The organism is Desulfovibrio diazotrophicus (genome assembly GCF_902498985.2).
GTDB lineage: Bacteria > Desulfobacterota > Desulfovibrionia > Desulfovibrionales > Desulfovibrionaceae > Desulfovibrio > Desulfovibrio legallii.
Map to the genome: position 1 here is coordinate 116,872 of NZ_OX346397.1, position 17,707 is coordinate 134,578.

At 58.7% G+C, this 17,707-nt stretch carries 11 protein-coding genes; 5 read left to right on the forward strand and 6 right to left on the reverse strand.

The features are described 5' to 3' along the window. Positions 1-32: 32 nt before the first annotated feature. The 4 genes from J7I12_RS00505 to J7I12_RS00520 form a co-directional block, all read right to left on the reverse strand. On the reverse strand, positions 33-962 hold the full coding sequence (locus J7I12_RS00505) for a PilZ domain-containing protein (RefSeq protein WP_118229554.1): 930 nt from the start codon (positions 960-962) through the stop codon (positions 33-35). Between the two features lie 123 nt (positions 963-1,085). Next, the gene (gene mnmG, locus J7I12_RS00510) at positions 1,086-3,011 is read right to left on the reverse strand and encodes a tRNA uridine-5-carboxymethylaminomethyl(34) synthesis enzyme MnmG (RefSeq protein ID WP_118229555.1); all 1,926 of its coding nucleotides are present in this window, start codon (positions 3,009-3,011) and stop codon (positions 1,086-1,088) included. After that, on the reverse strand, positions 3,004-4,245 hold the full coding sequence (locus J7I12_RS00515; RefSeq protein WP_118229556.1) for a M20 family metallo-hydrolase: 1,242 nt from the start codon (positions 4,243-4,245) through the stop codon (positions 3,004-3,006). Before J7I12_RS00515 ends, mnmG begins: the two co-directional genes overlap by 8 nt. A 251-nt stretch (positions 4,246-4,496) precedes the next feature. Next, positions 4,497-4,760 (reverse strand): PxxKW family cysteine-rich protein, encoded by a 264-nt coding sequence (locus J7I12_RS00520; RefSeq protein ID WP_118229557.1) that lies wholly within the window; start codon positions 4,758-4,760, stop codon positions 4,497-4,499. Positions 4,761-5,145: 385 nt separating this feature from the next. Here J7I12_RS00520 and J7I12_RS00525 point away from each other — a divergent pair, with 385 nt between their 5' ends. From J7I12_RS00525 to J7I12_RS00540, 4 genes are read left to right on the forward strand one after another with little or no spacing between them, the layout of a single operon-like run. Then, a complete protein-coding gene (locus tag J7I12_RS00525; protein WP_302548746.1) occupies positions 5,146-6,522 on the forward strand; it encodes a PadR family transcriptional regulator in 1,377 nt (458 codons plus the stop codon). Between the two features lie 48 nt (positions 6,523-6,570). Continuing rightward, on the forward strand, positions 6,571-7,572 hold the full coding sequence (locus J7I12_RS00530) for an ABC transporter substrate-binding protein (protein ID WP_498793830.1): 1,002 nt from the start codon (positions 6,571-6,573) through the stop codon (positions 7,570-7,572). After that, positions 7,565-8,341, forward strand: coding sequence for an ABC transporter permease (locus J7I12_RS00535; protein WP_302548747.1), 777 nt, complete (start codon positions 7,565-7,567; stop codon positions 8,339-8,341). The genes J7I12_RS00530 and J7I12_RS00535 overlap by 8 nt, the downstream gene beginning before the upstream one ends. Next, positions 8,338-9,120, forward strand: a complete 783-nt coding sequence (locus J7I12_RS00540; RefSeq protein WP_130958288.1) for an ABC transporter ATP-binding protein — start codon at positions 8,338-8,340, stop codon at positions 9,118-9,120. Before J7I12_RS00535 ends, J7I12_RS00540 begins: the two co-directional genes overlap by 4 nt. Positions 9,121-9,132: 12 nt before the next feature. On the opposite strand, the gene ald is transcribed toward J7I12_RS00540, so the two are convergent. Continuing rightward, positions 9,133-10,251, reverse strand: a complete 1,119-nt coding sequence (ald, locus tag J7I12_RS00545) for an alanine dehydrogenase (RefSeq protein WP_118229561.1) — start codon at positions 10,249-10,251, stop codon at positions 9,133-9,135. Between the two features lie 511 nt (positions 10,252-10,762). Here ald and J7I12_RS00550 point away from each other — a divergent pair. Further along, positions 10,763-14,686, forward strand: a complete 3,924-nt coding sequence (locus tag J7I12_RS00550; protein WP_303193204.1) for a glycosyltransferase — start codon at positions 10,763-10,765, stop codon at positions 14,684-14,686. A 90-nt stretch (positions 14,687-14,776) separates the two neighbouring features. Here the strand turns inward: J7I12_RS00550 and J7I12_RS00555 are convergent, their stop codons facing one another. Next, on the reverse strand, positions 14,777-17,512 hold the full coding sequence (locus J7I12_RS00555; protein WP_487125876.1) for an FkbM family methyltransferase: 2,736 nt from the start codon (positions 17,510-17,512) through the stop codon (positions 14,777-14,779). Positions 17,513-17,707: the final 195 nt, after the last annotated feature.

The following is a 17,707-nucleotide window of genomic DNA, read 5'->3' on the forward strand; positions in this document are numbered from 1 at the left end:
TGTCAGGGGTCAGCGGGAGCGCCCCCATGCTCTCAGAGCAGTTTGCGCTGTACCATATCCAGATACATGACCCACTGGGTGATAGGCAAGACCCCGTGGGTGGGCGAACAGTGGAACCAGCTGATCTCCGTGCCGCCCGGCTCCAGGATGGCCCAATTGGTAAACCGCACGCCCAAAATGAGGGCGGGCTTGTCCATTTTGATCTCGCGGGTGTGGACCACTTCGCAGGCGCACCAGAAGGTGATGACGCGTTCCTCCCGACCGGCCTCGAAAATGACAAGACAGAGTATCCGGGAACCTTTGTCCAGGTCAACCGGTCTGTTCTCCGGATCCGGCATGGGAAAGCGCAGGGCCAGGCCCGTGCCCGAAATGTCTTCAATGCACAGGGGAGCGTCTTTCATGCCGCGCTTGGCGTAGGTGAAGGGTTTGCCGATTTCAGAAGTCTGGGCGGGCAGCGGCTGCGCAAGCCCCAGCTTCCAGAAGGCCAGCACCCGGATGGATCGGCTGGGCGGCTGCACGCGGATGAAGGTGCGCTTCTGCCCCACGTCCAGATCCAGCGGGGCGGTCACCGTCAGCAGAGAACGCGACCGGCCGGGATCCACATTCAGAATAGTGGTGTGAAATTTGTAAAATGTGGAGCCTTCGGGCAGGGTGGCGCGAAAGTATATTTCTGCGGAAAGGCCTGTGAGCCCGTGCGGGGCGTAAGAAAAAACGTCCAGGACGAGCTGCCCGTCGCTGATGCGCTGCAGCAGGCCGGCCAGGCCTTTGTGGGCCTGACCGTCCAGCACGTTGATTTCAAAAATTTCGTTCTGCGTCTGGGCCAGATCCAGCATGCGGCCCACCACGGCCCTGCGTTTGGCCTCCTGTCGCTGGCGGCTGACGTTGCCGCGCAGGCGCAGCAGCAGCAGTATCAAGGCCAGCATAAGCGCCGCAAAAACGAAAATCAGTTCTTTGCCTGTCATAGCAACCACCAGGAGCACGCCGGCGTACCGGCCTCAAAAAGTGCGCGCAAGGGGTCTTGCAAGGACGCGCTGGTTTCGCTTTCCCGTGCACGGCAACCTGGCGGGCACGGGCCTGCGGGCGGGTCAGAGGCCGGGCGTGCCCACGCGGCAGGGGCGTTTTTCCTGGCGCAGCAGGCCCAGCTTGTGCAGGTGCACTTCCAGACAGGCCACCGCGGCCGGGGTTACGCCGGAAATGCGGCCGGCCTGCCCCAGGTTGCGCGGACGCACCCGGCTGAGCTTCTCTACGACTTCATGGGATAGCCCGGCGATTTTGGCATAATCCAGTTCAGACGGCAAGGCCGTCGCCTCCAGTCGGGCCGTGCGCGCCACCAGTTCGCGCTGGCGCGTGAGGTACCCCGCATATTTGATCTCGGTCTGCACGCCGCGGCGGACGTCTTCTCCTGCCTGGCCCAGCGCCGTGGCCAAGGCCACGCCAAGTTCAGGCGCGGCGTGCTGCAAAAGCTCCGCCAGGGCCGCCAGGTCCAGGTCCGGCCGACGCAGGGCCTCCGCCAGGCTGCGTCCGGCGGGCAGCGCGGCCGTCTTATACTGCATATCGGCAGGCAGGCGCGTTTCCTCAAGGTGTCCGCGCAGCCGGGCGGCGGCGTCCTGTTTGCGGCAAAACAGCTCCCAGTGGGCGTCGTCCACCAGGCCCAGTTCGCGGCCCAGGGGCGTGAGGCGGGCGTCGGCGTTGTCTTCGCGCAGGAGCAGGCGGTGCTCCGCGCGGGAGGTAAACATGCGGTAGGGTTCGCGAGTGCCCAGGGTAACCAGGTCGTCCACCAGCACGGCCATATAGGCTGTGTCCCGCCCCGGCGTGAAGGGCGGCAGGCCGCGCAGGCGGCAGGACATGTTCAGTGCTGCCCAGAGGCCCTGGGCTGCCGCTTCTTCATAACCTGAGGTGCCGTTGATCTGCCCCGCCAGCCAGAGGCCGGGCACGGCCTTGGTTTCCAGGGTGGATTGCAGCTGCACGGGGTCGGCGTAGTCGTATTCGATGGCGTAGCCGGGACGCAGCATGACGGCCTTTTCCAGGCCGGGGATGGCGTGGAGCATGGCGATCTGCACGTCCAGGGGCAGGCTGGTGGGGATGCCGTTGGCGTAGACCTCGGCGCTTTCCAGGCCTTCGGGCTCCAGAAAGATCTGGTGCCGCTCGCGCTGGGGAAAGCGGGCCACCTTATCCTCAATGGACGGGCAGTAGCGCGCCCCCGTGCCCTTGATGACGCCCGTGAACATGGGTGAACGGTCAAAACCGCTGCGGATGATCTCGTGCGCGCGGGCGTTGGTCCAGGTGATGTGGCAGGAAACCTGCGGCAACCGGGGGCCGGGGCCGCGGAAGCTGAAGCCGCGGGGCGGATCGTCGCCCTTTTGCTCCTCCAGGCGGGAAAAATCAATGGAGGTGCCCAGCAGGCGCGGCGTGGTGCCTGTTTTAAGGCGCCCCAGGGCAAGCCCCAGGCTGCGCAGGCTTTCTGAAAGGCCCAGGGCAGGCGCGTCGCCCAGGCGGCCGCCCGGCAGATGGGTGAGCCCCATGTGCAGGCGTCCGTCCAGGAAGGTGCCTGTGGTCAGAAGCACCTGGCGGGCGGTAAAGCAAAGCCCCTGGGCCGTGCTCACGCCCGTAACCCCGGCGTCGTCCGTAGTCACGGCCGTGACCTGGTCCTGCCAGAGGCGCAGGCCCGGCGTGTGGTAGAGCGTCTTCTTGAGGACGCGCTGGTAAGCCTCGCGGTCTATTTGAGCGCGGGTGGCGCGCACGGCCGGGCCCTTGCTCATGTTCAGCACGCGGAACTGGATGCCCGCGGCATCGGCCCAGAGGCCCATCATGCCCCCCAGGGCGTCGATTTCGCGTACCATGTGGCCCTTGGCCAGGCCGCCGATGGCCGGGTTGCAGGAAAGATAACCCAGGCGGTCCAGATTGCCGGTGATGAGCAGCACGTTGTGCCCCAGACGGGCCAGGGCCACAGCGGCCTCGCAGCCGGCATGGCCGCCGCCCGTCACAATGCAGTCAAAAAAAGAATCAGACATGGGCGGCGTTCATAAGGATGTGGGCAAACACCTGGGCGTCCTTGAGAGTTGCGGTGATGGAGGAGCGTTCGTTGGGCTGATGGCAGGTGTTGGCAATGCAGCTCCAGACCACGGCGGGCAGGCCGCGTTCGCGCAGCAGGGCGGCCACGGTGCCGCCGCCGATGCCCACGGGGCGGGCTTCCACTCCATAGATGCGGGCCACGGCCGCGCGCAGGGCCGTGACCACCGGGCTGACCACCGGGGCGGCCGTGGCCGGCTGCCACTGCACCGTCTCCACTTCAATCCGCACCCGGTGGCGCGCGCCTACCTCCGCAGCCGTGGCCTGCAGCCTGGCCAGCACGGCCTCGGGGTCTACCTGGGGCAGCAGGCGGCAGTCCAGATAAAAGACGTCGCTGCCCGGCACAGTATTGATATTGGGCACATTGGGCTCGTGCTTGCTGGGCACGAAGGTGGAAAAAGGCGGTATAAACAACGGGTTGGCGTCGGCAAAGGCCGCGCGCAGGCCGTTGTGGGCGGCCAGAACCATATCCGCCCCGGCCAGAAAGGCGTTGCGGCCCTGCTGCGGGGCTGAGGCGTGGCACTGCGCGCCCGTGGTGCGTACCCGCAGCCACAACTGGCCCTTCTCGGCCACTTCTATGGCGTCGCCGACCGGGGAACCGGCATCGGGCACGATATAGAGGTCGTCCGGGCTGAACAGCTCCGGCGCGGCCGTGAGAATGCGGCGCAGGCCGTAAGTGTTGCCTGTTTCTTCATCGGCCATGAAGACCATGCCCAGGTTCAGTTCCGGCGTGAGCCCGTGGGCCGCCAGTTCTTCAGCGAGCAGCAGCATGCTCACAATGGCCTGCTGGTTGTCCTCCACGCCGCGTCCGTAGAGCCAGTCGCCTTCACGGCGTACCTGCCAGGGGTCGCCGCTCCAGGCGGTCAGATCTCCGGGGGGCACTACATCCGTATGGCCGAACAGCCAGAGGGTGCGGCGGCCTTTGCCCGGCATGCGCGCCACCAGGTTGGGGCGCAGCCCCTCAGGCACGCGAGGGTCCGGGGCGTCCAGACGGGTGAGGTCTGTGACGCTGCAGGCCTTGAGCCAATCAGTAATGCAGCGGATTTTTTCCAGCTCGCCAGGACCGCCGTTGTCCGGTCCCAGAGCCTGGCAGGCGGTAAGCACGGACTGCAGCTCCGCCACCCGATTTTCACGGCCGGCCAGGCCGCGCAGCAGCATATCCAGGTTTTTAAGCATGGCGTGCCCCTGTCAACAGACAAAAACATAAAGGGCCGCAGGGCGGCCCAAGCTGCAACCGTGTCGTCCCGAAACAGTATCGGGGACCGGTTTGTGCCCGGAAGCCGCCGCAACGGCCCGCAAAAATCTGGCGGCTGCATAAGCGGATGCCCCTCCTTCCTCACCGCAAACGCAGGGCGCCTGGGCGGCAAAGCATCGGAAAGGGGCGTCTTGCCTGCCTTTGAGAAAGGCATTCCCAAAGGCAAGCTGCTCTAGCGGCCTTTGGCGGCGCGCTTGGAGGCCTTGAGCGGGTTCACTTTGGCGGCGGCGTTAGCCTGCGCCTTGGCGTGCGTGGCAAAGTTGCAACGGCCTACAGCCCATTTGCGGGCAGGCGCGGGATAACTGGAGCAGAACTGCTCACCGTCAAACTCGCGCATCCGCTCACAGCCGTTGCACTGCTCCACCACAGGGGAAAGAACAAAGCCGTTGACCACCACACCCTCGGCGGTCTTGGTGGCGTTTTCCAGAGGGGTCATGACAAAACCTCCATGCGCCGCAGCGCTCTATGGTATCTGATCTGTCGGCGGCGGACCGCCAAAAATTGTCGGCATGCGCCCGTTTCGGACCAGGACCGGTCCGGCAAAAAGGCCCGCCGCCCGCCGCCGTCACACCGGCGGATTCGGGAATGGAGAAATATAGCCGAATGCGCACTGCTGTCAAGGGCCGCTTTCCTGCCCTGGCGGGTCGGCGTTGCCGCCGATCCGCGGGCCCGCAGGCTGTTGCGGCGGCCGCTGCCGGGCGGCCAGGTTGCGGCGGAACGCAAGGAACTTTCAGCCGTCATGTGCGTCAGGGCTTGACCGCGAGCCCAACGCGGACTACGCTGCCTTAAGATTAGAGTTAATCTACTATTGAGGCACTGTCATGGAAGAACTGGATTTTGCGGGATGCGCCTGTGCGGGTGGTACGCTGCAACGTTTTGTGCAGCCCGTGATTATGGGCCTGCTGGCCCATGGCGCACAGCACGGCTACGCGCTGCTGCAGGGGTTGCGGGCATTGCCCTTGTGGGAGGGCGCGGTTCCGGACCAGACCGGCGTATACCGTCTGCTCAAAAGCATGGAGGCCAGAGGGCTGCTGACTGCGGCGGAAGAAGCGGGACTTACTACGGGCCGTCGCCGTTACGCCCTGACGGAACGCGGAAGGGCGTGCCTGGCGCAGTGGGAGACGACCTTGGAAGACTATCGCCGTACCCTGGACGCAACGCTTATGCTGGTCCGCGAGGCCAACCATATGGATCGGGCCTTTACCCAGTTGGTGGAGCGCGTGGCGCGGGAGGCGCTGGCAGGCCGCATCCCCGTTGCGGCGGATCTGGAGGCTTTGCTGGAAGTTCCCGCCGATTCGGCCGAAGCCGCCTTTCTGGGACGCCGGGCACGGGATATGGCCCGCCAGACGGCGAAAAACCATGGTCGCGTCTGGAGCGCCATCGGCGTGGATTGCCGCCCTTGTCCCATGAACTGCGGTTTTTGTTCTTTCGGCGAAAAGTGGGGACTGGTGCGGGCGCCGCAGGAATGGTCCGCCCCGCGCATCGTGGAAACGGCACGCCGTTTTGTGGCCCAGGGAGCCTATTGGGTGACCCTGCGCACCACGGAATTTTATTCGCTGGAAAAGCTGCTCGATTTGGTGCGCCGCCTGCGGCGCGAGGTTCCCGGCAGCTACCGGGTTGTGGTCAATACCGGTGAGCTGGAGGCTGCCGACGCCAGGGCCCTGGCTGCGGCCGGGGTTAACGCGGTTTACCACACCCTGCGTCTGGGCGAAGGGGAAACTACGGGATTCAAGACGGCAACGCGCCTGGACACCCTGGGCACGGTGCGCGGGTCCAGCCTGGACCTGGCCCATCTGGTGGAACCTGTGGGACCGGAACACGGCAACAAAGAGCTTGTGGCTGTGCTGCTTACGGCCCTGCGCTATGAGGCGCGCTTGTGCGGCGTCATGGCGCGGGTCAATGTGCCCGGCACCCCTTGCGGGGACAGGGCCGGCACGGGGCCTGACGCGGAGTTGTCCCCACAGCGTCTGGCGCAGATAGCCGCTGTGACGCGGCTGGCCGGCGGCGTGCGGACGCCGGATATCTGCGTGCACCCGCCCACACTGCAGGCGCTGAACTGGGGAGCTAACGTGCTGGTGGTGGAAACCGGGGCAGTGCCCCGCGATGTGGCCGAAAGCGACACGGACTGGCGCGCCTTTGGCGTGGAGGACGCCCTCTCCCTGCTGCTGGAGGCGGGCTACGCTTTGGGCGGAGATTGATGGCGGCGGATGTCCCGGTGCAACACAGCAATGCCTGCGGAGGCGACTATGGTTTTGGGTTACGGAAACGGCAGGGGATGCGGCGGGGCCGCGGCGTTTTTGGGGATGCTGGCGACGTTGGCGGTCCTGCTTTGGGCTGCTGTCGCCCCGGCGCAGGAGGTTTGGCGGGTAGGCACCTGGAAGACGGCGCAGACCATCCAGCCTTTTGTTTATGAGCGGTATGCCCCTGCTCCGGTCCCGCGCGTGGAGGTGCGGCCTTTTACCAACCCGGCGGACCAGAAGGCGGCGCTGCTTTCCGGCAGTCTGGACATGACGGGCACTACCCTGGCCCTGGCTATCCAGGCGGCGTCGCGCGGCGAGCCCGTGCGCCTGGTGGCGGCCCTGGGTAACAAGTGTTCGGCGCTTGTGGTGGCCAAGAACGGCCCCATCCGCAGCCCGGCGCAGCTCAAGGGCAAGCGCATTGCCTATGTGCCCGGCACCATGCACGAGATTCTGTTGCGCGAAGTTCTGCAGCGCCAGGGGCTTAATCCGAACAAGGACGTGCGCCTGATGCGTATCGACTTTTTCGATATGGGCACAGCCCTGGCCAAGGGCGACATTGACGCCTTTCTTTCTGGTGAGCCCTTCCCTACCCAGGCCGTGGCTCAGGGCTACGGGCGCATTCTGGCCTATCCCTATTATGACGACAGCATCGGGACCATCAACAGCGGCATGCTCATGCGCGAGGATTTTATCAGAGAGCATCCGCAGCGGGCCATGCGCATGGTGGCCGCGCACAAGGCCGCCACAGAGGCCTTTATGGCGGACAAAAAACTCTGGCTGGATACGGCCGCCGCGCTTTTTCGCGTGGATCGCGCCCTGCTGGAGGCTTCCGCTCCCAATATGGAACTGGCCTGGGATATGGACGACGCTTTTCTGCGGCGTCTGGCTGCCCTGGGCGCGCGCATGAAGGCCTTGGGCGTCATTGCTGCGGAGCCGGACTACAGCCGGCTGGTGGACCGCCGGTTTGTGGACGCCCTGCGAACGGGCCAACCCCTGGTTCATGAATAGAGCCTGGCGCGACCGTCTGCTGCCCTGGTGCCTGCCCTGTCTGCTCCTGCTGGGCTGGTTTGCGGCCACGGAGCACGGGGCGGCCCCGGATTGGCTGTTGCCCCCGCCCCGGCAGGTGGCCCGTACCCTGGCGGTCTATGTGCTCGGCGTGGGCGACGATCCGCAGGCCGGCCGGTTCTGGCCCGACGCGGCGGCCAGTCTGGGCCGGGTGGCCGCCGGATATGCTCTGGCCGCGGTTCCCGGCGCGGTGCTGGGCCTGTGGTCGGGCCGCAGCCCCACCGTGGCCCGGCTGCTGGCCCCGGTCATCAACGGCGTCAAGGCCGTGCCCGGCATCAGTTGGCTGCCCTTGGCCCTGATCTGGCTGGGCGTGGGCTTCAAAACAACGGTGACCCTCATCGCTCTGGCGGGTTTTTTCCCCGTCTACTTCAGCGCGGCGGCCGCGGCGGCGTCCACGCCGCCCAATCTGCTGCATGTGGGCCGTATGCTGGGCTTGGGACGCGCGGCGCTGTTTCTGCGGGTGGTGCTGCCCTGGTCCATGCCGCAGCTTTGCGCAGGGCTGCGGGTGGCCCTGGGCATGAGCTTCGCCTATTTGGTGCTGGGTGAGCTTACCGGCGTGCCGGACGGCCTGGGCGCGCTGATCATGGACGCCCGCATGAACGGGCGGGTGGACATCCTGCTGTGCGGCATCTTGTGCATAGCCGTGCTGGGGGCGGTCTGCGACGCGTTGCTCCTGCATCTGCTGGGGCGCCTGCCGGGGCTGCGCCGATGAGGCCGTACTTTGCCTGCGTAGGCGTGCGTAAGGCCTTTGCCGGGCGCGTGGTGCTGCCGGGCGTGGATCTGAGCCTGCGGCAGGGGAGCGTCACGGCCCTGGTGGGAGCCAGCGGCTGCGGCAAAAGCACGCTGCTGCATATTCTGGCGGGGTTTCTGCCGCCGGATGCGGGGGAGATTTTTTTGACAGGCGCGCCCTGCGCGAAGCCCGGCCCGGAGCGGGTTATGGCCTTTCAGGACGATGCCCTGTTTCCCTGGCTGAGCGTGGCGGAAAACGTGGCCTTGGGGCTGCGGCAGGCCGGATTTTCGCGGCAGGATTGCCGCCGGCGGGTGGCGACGGTGCTGGAGCAGGTGGGCTTGGGCGCGTGGGGCGCGGCCTTGCCTTCCGTTCTTTCGGGCGGCATGCGGCAGCGCGCGGCCTTGGCCCGTGCCCTGGCCCTGCGGCCCAAGCTGTTGTTTCTGGACGAACCCTTTGCCGCCCTGGACGCCATTACCCGTTTGCGCATGCAGATATTGCTGGCCCGGTTGCAGGCAGACGCGGGTCTGACCGTTATGCTGGTAACCCACGACGTGGGTGAGGCCTGTCTGCTGGCCGATACGGTCCATCTTATGGAGGAAGGCCGGGGGCTTACCCAGTGTTGGGAGATTGCCGCCCCGCGACCCCGCGATCCGGACGCGGTGGAGCAGGCCGCCCTGCGGGCGCGGATTCGTCTGGCGCTGGGTGCGGCGCAGGCGGGCGGCACGTCACAGGGGCTTGGGGGGAAAGCCCCTGGTTGGTGAAGACTCCCTGATTTATGCCAGAAATTGCGTGGCGGGTGTGTAGTTCAGGCCCAGGGCTTCGGCCACGCCGGCAAAGGTGCACTGGCCGTCCACGGTGTTGAGGCCGCGTTGCAGAGCGATATTTTCTTTGCAGGCGGTCTTCCAGCCTTTGTCGGCCAGGGCCACGGCATAGGGCAGGGTGGCGTTGGTCAGGGCGTGGGTGGAGGTGATGGGCACCGCGCCGGGAATATTGGCCACGGCGTAGTGGATGACGCCGTGCTTCTCAAAGGTGGGCTGGTGGTGGGTGGTGGGCTTGCCCGCCGTGGTTTCAAAGGATCCGCCCTGATCAATGGCCACGTCCACCACTACGCTGCCCTTGCGCATGGTTTTGATCATGGCCTCGGTGACCAGTTTGGGCGCCATGGCCCCAGGAATGAGCACGGAGCCGATGACCAGGTCCGCCTCCCGCACGGCATCGGCGATATTGTAGACGTTGGAGGCCAGGGTCTGCACGCGGGCGGAAAAAATGTCGCTCAGGTAACGCAGGCGGTTGAGGTTGCTGTCCAGGACGGTCACATCCGCGCCCAGGCCCATAGCCATTTTGACCGCCTCGGTACCCACGGTGCCGCCGCCCACGATGACCACCCGGGCGCGCTGCACCCCAGCCACGCCGCCCATGAGCATGCCAGCGCCGCCGGCCTGTTTGGTGAGCAGGTAGGCGCCCACCTGTACGGACATGCGCCCGGCCACTTCGGACATGGGGGCCAGCAGGGGCAGGCTGTGGTCTTCGGGCTGCACGGTTTCGTAGGCCAGCCCCACGACTTTGGACTGCAGCAGGGCCTCGGTGAGGGCTTTGTCCGCCGCCAGGTGCAGGTAGGTGAACAGCAACAGGCCGGGCTTGAAGTACCGGTATTCGCACTCCAGCGGCTCCTTGACTTTGACGATCATGTCGGCCTGTTCCCAGACCGCCGCCACGGGCAGGATGCGCCCGCCGGCGGCCGCATAGGCTGCATCGTCAATACGGCTGCCCAGGCCCGCGCCGGCTTCCACCAGCACGGTATGTCCGCGGTCAGTCAGAGTTTTGACGCCCGCGGGCGTAAGCCCCACGCGGTATTCATCCGCCTTGATTTCCTTGGTAACGCCGACAATCATGGTAAGACCCCCTGTAGCGGTTGGTGGTGGGCTGGTTTGCCCGGCATGGCGCGGCCCCTGGCGGCGTGGCCTGTCTGCGGGAAGTAAAAGGTTGGCAGCACAATGAAGTTACCCTATTCTATTCTTTAAAAAATATACCATAAGGCGTCGGTGCCCGCAATATTTCAAGAAGAAATTTCGTTAGAGCAGTTTACGAATGAAATGAGTTAATTGCTCTGCAAGGATTTTCTTGAAAATCCTTGCCACGAAATGCGAGAAGGCAGGCTTTTGCCTGCCGTAAGCGAGCATTTCAAGTGTTAAATACTCTAGGGAGGCGTCCCTCGCGCGGTAGGCCCTGAAGCGGCCGACAGTCAGGCACAATGCTTGCATATCTTTGCCCTGCCGGGTGGACGGCACGGCCGCCCTTGGTGCGGGTGGGCGTGTGCCCCTGGCGAGTGTTTGCGGTGTGGAATTTATTGGTGTACCTCTAAAAAACAATAATGACGCGCTGTGCCGTGACTCAGGGGGGCGGATGTCTGCGGTTGAATCCTCCATCATTATCCCGGTGTTTAATCAGTGGAACCTGACGCGCGCCTGCCTCAAGGCCCTGGCGGCCACTATCAAAGACCGGGACGTGGAAGTCATTATAGTGGACAACGGCTCCACGGATGTGACGCCTCAGGCCTGCCCCGTTCTTGGCCGCACGCTGTTTGGGGAGGCCTTTCGCTACCACCGCTCCGCAACCAATTTGAACTTCGGCCCGGCCTCCAACCTGGGGGCCAGGATGGCGGCCGGGGAATTTCTCATTTTTCTCAATAATGATACGGAGCCGCTGCCCGGCTGGTATCAGCCTCTGCTGGACGATTTTGCCGCATGGCCGGACATTGCCGCTACCGGCCCCTTGCTGCTGTATCCGAAAAGTGAACCTTTCGGGTATACGGTGCAGCATCTGGGGGTACGCATTTCTCCTTTTATGAGCGTTGGTCATCTTTACGAGGGCATTCCGGCGGAGAGCCCTTTGGCGCAAAAACGGCGGTTTTTTCAGGTCATCACCGCCGCCTGCATGGTTATGCGGCGGTCGGTATTCATGGAAGTGGGCCTGTTTGACGAGCACTACATCAATGGATTCGAGGACGTGGACCTCTGCGCCCGGCTCAGTCACCAGGGCTATCGCATGACCGTCAACCCCGAAGCCAGGGTCATTCACCACACCAGCCAGACCCCCGGCAGACACAGCCACGAGGAAGAAAATTCCGCCTATCTGATGGAACACGGCCTGCAGCTGCTTGTTCCGGACTGGCACCAACATGTGAAAGATGATGGGCTGCGGCCGCATATTGGGCCGTGGCAGACGTTGCAGATTTTTTTGCCGCCCGATCAGCGCGCGCGTCTGGACAGGGTCGCGGACAAGGCCCCGGCAGCGGTTCTCAAAGATCTGTTGTTGCACAATCCTTTTTGGGAAAAAGGCTGGAGTGCCCTGACCCAAAAGGAGGAGAATGCGTCCATCCGTGCGGCGCTGGAATTTACATGGTTCAAGTTATACCCTTCGCCGGAAGGGGCCATGCGGCTCTGCGCTTCTGCCCGCGCCGCGCATGACGCTCAGGCTGCCGCAGAGGCGCTGCATCGTGGGATTTCCTTTTGTAAACCCTTTGATCAATATCTTAAAAAAGCAGAAGAAATGCGCGCGTGGTGCGCACACCTCGGCCTGGCCCCTCTGGCTGAGCAGTATGCCGCATGGCTTGCCGGGGCGGAGTCCTTCCGGACGGAACGCTATCTGCCTTGCCTTGCGGCGCTGCGGCGTATGGCGGCTGAGATGGACATCCCACTCATGCCCCACGAGGACTGGACCTATACCTTGTGGCGGGAGTTGGCGGACCTGCCGGGTCGTGCCGCAGCCGCGCCGCAGTCCGTGGAGGCTGGGGAGCCGCCTGTGCGTTTTTCTGTTCTCATGCCGGTCTACAATCCCAAGGCAGAGCATTTTGTTGCCGCGCTGGAATCTGTTTTGGCCCAGGACTACCCGCACTGGGAGCTGTGCGTCGCGGACGACGCCTCCACCGACCCCCATGTGGCCGCCATTCTGGTCGACTATGCCGCCGGAGACGGCAGAATCCGCTATACCAGGCGGGAGAAAAACGGCCATATCGCCGCCGCCACCAATACGGCACTGGAGATGGCGCGTCATCCCTGGACCGTACTGCTGGATCAGGACGATCTGCTGACCCCGGACGCCCTGCGTCAGGTGGCCGCAGCCATACAGGATTACCCCGACGGCCTGTTGTTTTTTTCTGATGAGGATAAAATCCGCGAGGATGGCTCTCTGTTTTATCCCTATCTTAAAAACGACAAGTGGGATTGGGAACTGCTCTGCGGCCAGAATTTCGTGAGTCATCTCGGCGTGTACCGCACGGACAAGATACGCCAACTGGGTGGTTTCCGTGAGGGGGTCCGCGGTTCACAGGATTATGATCTGCTTTTGCGTTATGTGGCGGGGGCGGACGCCGCGCGCCTCATCCATATTCCCCATGTGCTCTACCACTGGCGCGCCCATGCGGGCAGCACGGCTACGGATGTGGGCGTTAAAAGCGAGGCGGTGGAGAGTGCGCGGCGGGCGCTGCAGGACTATCTGGACGCAGCTGGTTCTGCAGCCGTGGTGGAGGTGTTGGAGGGTTCTCAGTTTTTGCGGGTCAGGCATCCGCTGCCCCACAAGCGGCCCCTGGTAAGTCTGATCTGCCATATGGGAGAGGATCTTGCCCCGTTGCAGGCCCAGCTTGCCGCCTTGCAGGAGAATACCGCCTACGGCAAATATGAAATACTTGTTGTGTGCAGCGAAGCCGTTCCGCAACGCCAGCTTGTCAAGGCGCGGCGGCTGACTGAGGGCCAGAAAAATATCCATTTGGTTCTGCATCCGAAAAATTTTTCCCAGGCGCAATGCCTGCAATGGGGCGCGCAAAAGGCGCAGGGGCAGGTGCTGGGCTTTCTATCCGGCGGCGTGGCGCCGGTGACGCCGGGCTGGCTGGAGGAACTGGTGGCCTGCCTGTGCCGTGCGGGCGTGGGCGCTGTGGGCGGCAAGCTGCTGCGCCGTAATGAAACGAGTCTGCACTGCGGCTACCTCACGGACGCCAGCGGCACATTGGCCCCGGTGTTGTCGGGCATGCCCCGCCATACGCCCGGCTGGTTCAACTGGAATATGATGGCCCGAACCGTAGACGCCCTGGACGGCCTGTGCCTGTTTACCCGTGCGGAAACCTTGGCGGGGGCGGGCGGCTTTGACGCGGCTGTGCCCGATGCGGCTGTGCCGGACTACTGTCTGCGCCTTGATGGGCAGGGATTGCGCACCGTCTGGTGGCCGTTTGCTGCGTTTGTGCTGCTGGATGACAAGAAGGCGCGCCGTTGCGACGACTGGGTGGACACTGCCGCCTTTGCGGCACGCTGGAAAGGGCGGCTTACGCCCTTCAGCAGGGATCTTGCGGCCACGCGGCAGGGCTGGGCGTTGCAGACCGACGCCGTGGGATCGGAGGCTGCGGGTGGCATCTTACGGTTAGAGGCTGAAGGTGTTCCGAAGGATTTTTCTCCGGAGGAATACTTGCTTTTGTATCCGGATGTCCGCGCCAGTGGGATGGACCCCCTGATTCATTATCTGCAGTGCGGGCGTCAAGAGGGACGCAAGCCCTGCTGCAGCCATATAGACTACAGCGGCCTTACGCCGGAACGGCTGGCCAGGTTTCGCGCTGCGCCGCCCGGTGATGTGGTGGTCTGCACCTCTGTTGCGGGGAACTACGAGCGCCTCTTGCCCCCGGCTTATTTGAACGACGGCTGGCGCTATGTGTGCTATACAGATACCCCTATGGAATCTTACGGAATATGGGAAATGCGCCCCATTCCTTATGCTAATGCCGATCCCACGCGCCGGGCCCGCTGGGCCAAGCTGCATTTGCCGGAGCTTTTTCCCGATGCGCGTTGGGTATTATGGATGGACGCGAATATCGCTATTGCCGGGGATTTTTCTTCATTGTTAACGATGCACGATGGCACCTTGCCTTTATATACCATACCTCATCCGGTTCGGGATTGCATATACGATGAGGCTGTAGCCTGCATTGCGACCCAAAAGGATGAGCCTAAAATTATTTGTAGTCAGGTTGCCTTCTACCGGGCGCAAGGTATGCCTGAGCATTTCGGATTATATGAAACCAATCTTATGTTGGTGAACCCAGTCCATGAACTGGCACGGAGTTTGTTTGCCTTGTGGTGGGCAGAGCTTGAGTCCTATAGCAAAAGAGACCAGATTAGTCTGCCTTATACACTGTTTCAGCTGAATATTCCGGTGGTTAGTCTTTTGCCAGGAAATGGAACACCGCGGTGCAATGACCTGTTTTATTTTTTAACGCATGAGGAAACAATGTTGACGGTCGCACCTATGGGAGGTGGTGGCGAGATTTCCGGGAACGTTGTCTAATTATTTTTTGAGAAAGCCTCAGGTAAGTTTTTTATGCCATGGTAACAGTTGTCTATTAAAATGGGATGCTGGCCTACGCACCGCGAAATATCAATAGGCGTAGAGCACAGTATCCCAATGTGGGAAAAGAGCGCTGTGGTGCCCTAGTGATAGTCGATAGTTATTGTTGTATTTTTTTATCAAGATGGGGATCTCCCATAAGTCGTCATAATTGTGGTATACGCATACAGCGAGTTTTGGTTTTATTTTCTCTAAGGTAGTTTTTCCCCCTCGGATAGCGCCTTGCTCTGCGCCCTCTATATCTAGCTTGATAAAGGAAGGTTTGAGGAAGTATTTTGTACAGAAAGAATCAATAGACATGACTCGGATTGTAGTATTCCCCGGTGCATGTAGGCGGACTCCTTCAATAGATGCGTTAACCTCGCCATTAGCGACAAAATTTACGGTCTTATCTGCGTCCCATAGGCCGATATTAATTGCTTTGCCATTAAAATTGCTAATTTTATTTATACAATTTTGCAGTTTTTTGAAGTTTTTGTGGTCAGGTTCAAAAGAGATTATAACACAATTCCCACCGACATAGTTTAAGAATTTTTTTAACGTATCACCATCGTAGGCCCCAGCATCAAAGATGCAATCCTTTTTTTCTGGTAAGCACAGAGGATGAAAATATTCTTGATAGTTAGACGTGCGTATATACAATGGGTTGCATGTAATCCTATAGGCCAATGTGCCAAAAAATGTAGTCCTTGAAATATCATCATCAAATATTTTTGACGCAGCGAGGATGTTGGGCAGGCTGTTTTTTATGTTATCGAGTGAAAAGTGCTCTGGGTATGACGATATAAAGAACAAATCAAAAATGTAGTCAAATCCGAGTTTGTGTATATATCTTGATATGTTGAGCGAATTTTTGTCAAACAGGATGAAAAGAACTTTATTGGATGCCGTCCCTCTTAGGTAGTATTTTGATACTGCCTCAAGGCTATTTGCCAGAGAGGAACTGTCACTGGGGATGTAATAAAAAGGCTTAGTTTTTAGTGATGCTGATATATGTTTGTATGTGCTGTTTTTGTTGTCTCCTATAAAAACAATTGCTTCAAATTGATCTGCGTAAGAGAAGAGGTTCCATTTTCCTTTTAGAGCTTCTGTAAGTAGCTTTAAGAAGGCACTATATTCATTGATAGCAGTATGTTCTTCCTGTCGTTTGGTTGTAACTGCATTATCTGTCTCTTCCATGTTAATAGCGGGCTTAAGTTGAAACAATTCCACAGGATTCTCTTGTGTCTCGTCATGAATACCACTTTTAAATTGGATAGAAGATAGCTTTTTATATTCGTCATTTTCTATGGTTGAAAATATATGCGCTAAATAATTTGCAAAGTTGCGTTCAGTTCTTATTTTAAGCCTTTTTAAGATAGGTTCTAATATGCTGATGCAGGCGTTGACGCCTCTATGCATCTCTCTTGCAATGTTCTGCAAATTTGTATGGGTGGTATCATTTTTAAGGAAAGTTGGCGAAAATCCTCTTTCGCAACACTCTATGCCTGTAATAAGCGGGTGATCGGCCATAAGAAGGAAATCCAGCATATTTAAGAAAGGTTGAATGTCGTGGGGGGGATTTGTAAAAAACCCTTTCATTTTTGACGGACTGTTAGTTTGATCTACTCTTATATCAATGTAGTAGCCAATTACATCATGTTTTATTTTGTGCGTAGTAATAAAATTTTGAATCATGCGCTGCAGTGTCCCATGTCGCCCGACATCAACTATAGCAGAATTTTTTTCAAAAAAATTTATATGATAAAGATATTTTAGCATGGTATCCGCGGGATCTTTTTGTAGGGCTTTTTGCCATAGGCAGCGCGAAGATAGCATGTATGTCGTTTTTATATTTGATGTCTGAATTTGATCAAATGTTTTTTTAATAAGTAGGCCATCTCTAGCCTGAAAAAACAGATGCTTTATTTTTTTGTTTCTACATTCATCTTCTAGCCAAAGGCAAAAAGTTAATAAAATAGGTGATGTGAGTTGTGCTCCAATCCAATACCATTTGTTTTCTTCTGCTTTAGTCGCATTTGAATTTATCGTCATTGTATATAATGCGCCAAGTAACATGCTTGCAATGTTACTTTTATTATGAATTGCTGCTATTGCCTTGTACCATCTGTCGAGCTGTGGTTGTGGTGTGAGTCTTTTTTGTGCAGGTGTATATTTTATAGCTTTTATATTGTATTTATTTGAGTTTTGTATGTCAGAAATATCATTGTCGCCTATGTGTAATATTTTGTCTGCTGTGATGGAAAGTTTTTGTAATATGTGCGCATATAATCCACCGCTTGCTTTTGTTTTGCCTACTTCACTAGAAATAAATATATGATTATATTTTATGTATCCTGCATTATGGAGGATTTTTTCTATAGTTTCCTTGTCAATATATATATCTGAAGTGAAAATAATTGTCTTCCCAAGATTGACTGCAGCGCTATATAAATTATATATTTCGCTGTTTCGAACTGAGCATAATATTTCTATTTCTTTTTCTACCTCAATTATTTTATTTATATTTTTAAGATTATTTATTATCTTAAATTCGTTATATATTTCATTAAGAGTTATTTCTTCACAAGAAGATCCATTTTTTTGGGATCTTGCTTTTTGTGAAGATTGGTATCGTATCTTTGCAAAATTTTCTATTGATAAATAATTTTCTATAACATTAAAAATATCATATGGTTTGAAAAAAAGTCGTAAAATTGCTGTATCAAAAATATCAAATGATATAACATCGTATTTTTTAATAGTACTATTCCACTTAGAATGCATTTTTTATTCCTCAGTATCTATAAATTAACAATTTTATAATTGTAATTTATTCTGTAATATAAATTTAAAATACTTTCCTGCTTTGTGCGGTGAATAAAAATACACCTATGCCGTATTATTCTCGCTTATCCAGCGTCGGAGATTTTCTGTTTGAATGCGATTGATGGAGTTATCCTCTGCTAAACTAGATACTCC

Bases quoted from the DNA above. Each gene is read 5' to 3' on its own strand.
- J7I12_RS00505 (WP_118229554.1), bottom strand. From the start codon at position 962: ATGACAGGCAAAGAACTGATTTTCGTTTTTGCGGCGCTTATGCTGGCC.
- mnmG (WP_118229555.1), bottom strand. From the start codon at position 3,011: ATGTCTGATTCTTTTTTTGACTGCATTGTGACGGGCGGCGGCCATGCC.
- J7I12_RS00515 (WP_118229556.1), bottom strand. From the start codon at position 4,245: ATGCTTAAAAACCTGGATATGCTGCTGCGCGGCCTGGCCGGCCGTGAA.
- J7I12_RS00520 (WP_118229557.1), bottom strand. From the start codon at position 4,760: ATGACCCCTCTGGAAAACGCCACCAAGACCGCCGAGGGTGTGGTGGTC.
- J7I12_RS00525 (WP_302548746.1), top strand. From the start codon at position 5,146: ATGGAAGAACTGGATTTTGCGGGATGCGCCTGTGCGGGTGGTACGCTG.
- J7I12_RS00530 (WP_498793830.1), top strand. From the start codon at position 6,571: ATGGTTTTGGGTTACGGAAACGGCAGGGGATGCGGCGGGGCCGCGGCG.
- J7I12_RS00535 (WP_302548747.1), top strand. From the start codon at position 7,565: ATGAATAGAGCCTGGCGCGACCGTCTGCTGCCCTGGTGCCTGCCCTGT.
- J7I12_RS00540 (WP_130958288.1), top strand. From the start codon at position 8,338: ATGAGGCCGTACTTTGCCTGCGTAGGCGTGCGTAAGGCCTTTGCCGGG.
- ald (WP_118229561.1), bottom strand. From the start codon at position 10,251: ATGATTGTCGGCGTTACCAAGGAAATCAAGGCGGATGAATACCGCGTG.
- J7I12_RS00550 (WP_303193204.1), top strand. From the start codon at position 10,763: ATGTCTGCGGTTGAATCCTCCATCATTATCCCGGTGTTTAATCAGTGG.
- J7I12_RS00555 (WP_487125876.1), bottom strand. From the start codon at position 17,512: ATGCATTCTAAGTGGAATAGTACTATTAAAAAATACGATGTTATATCA.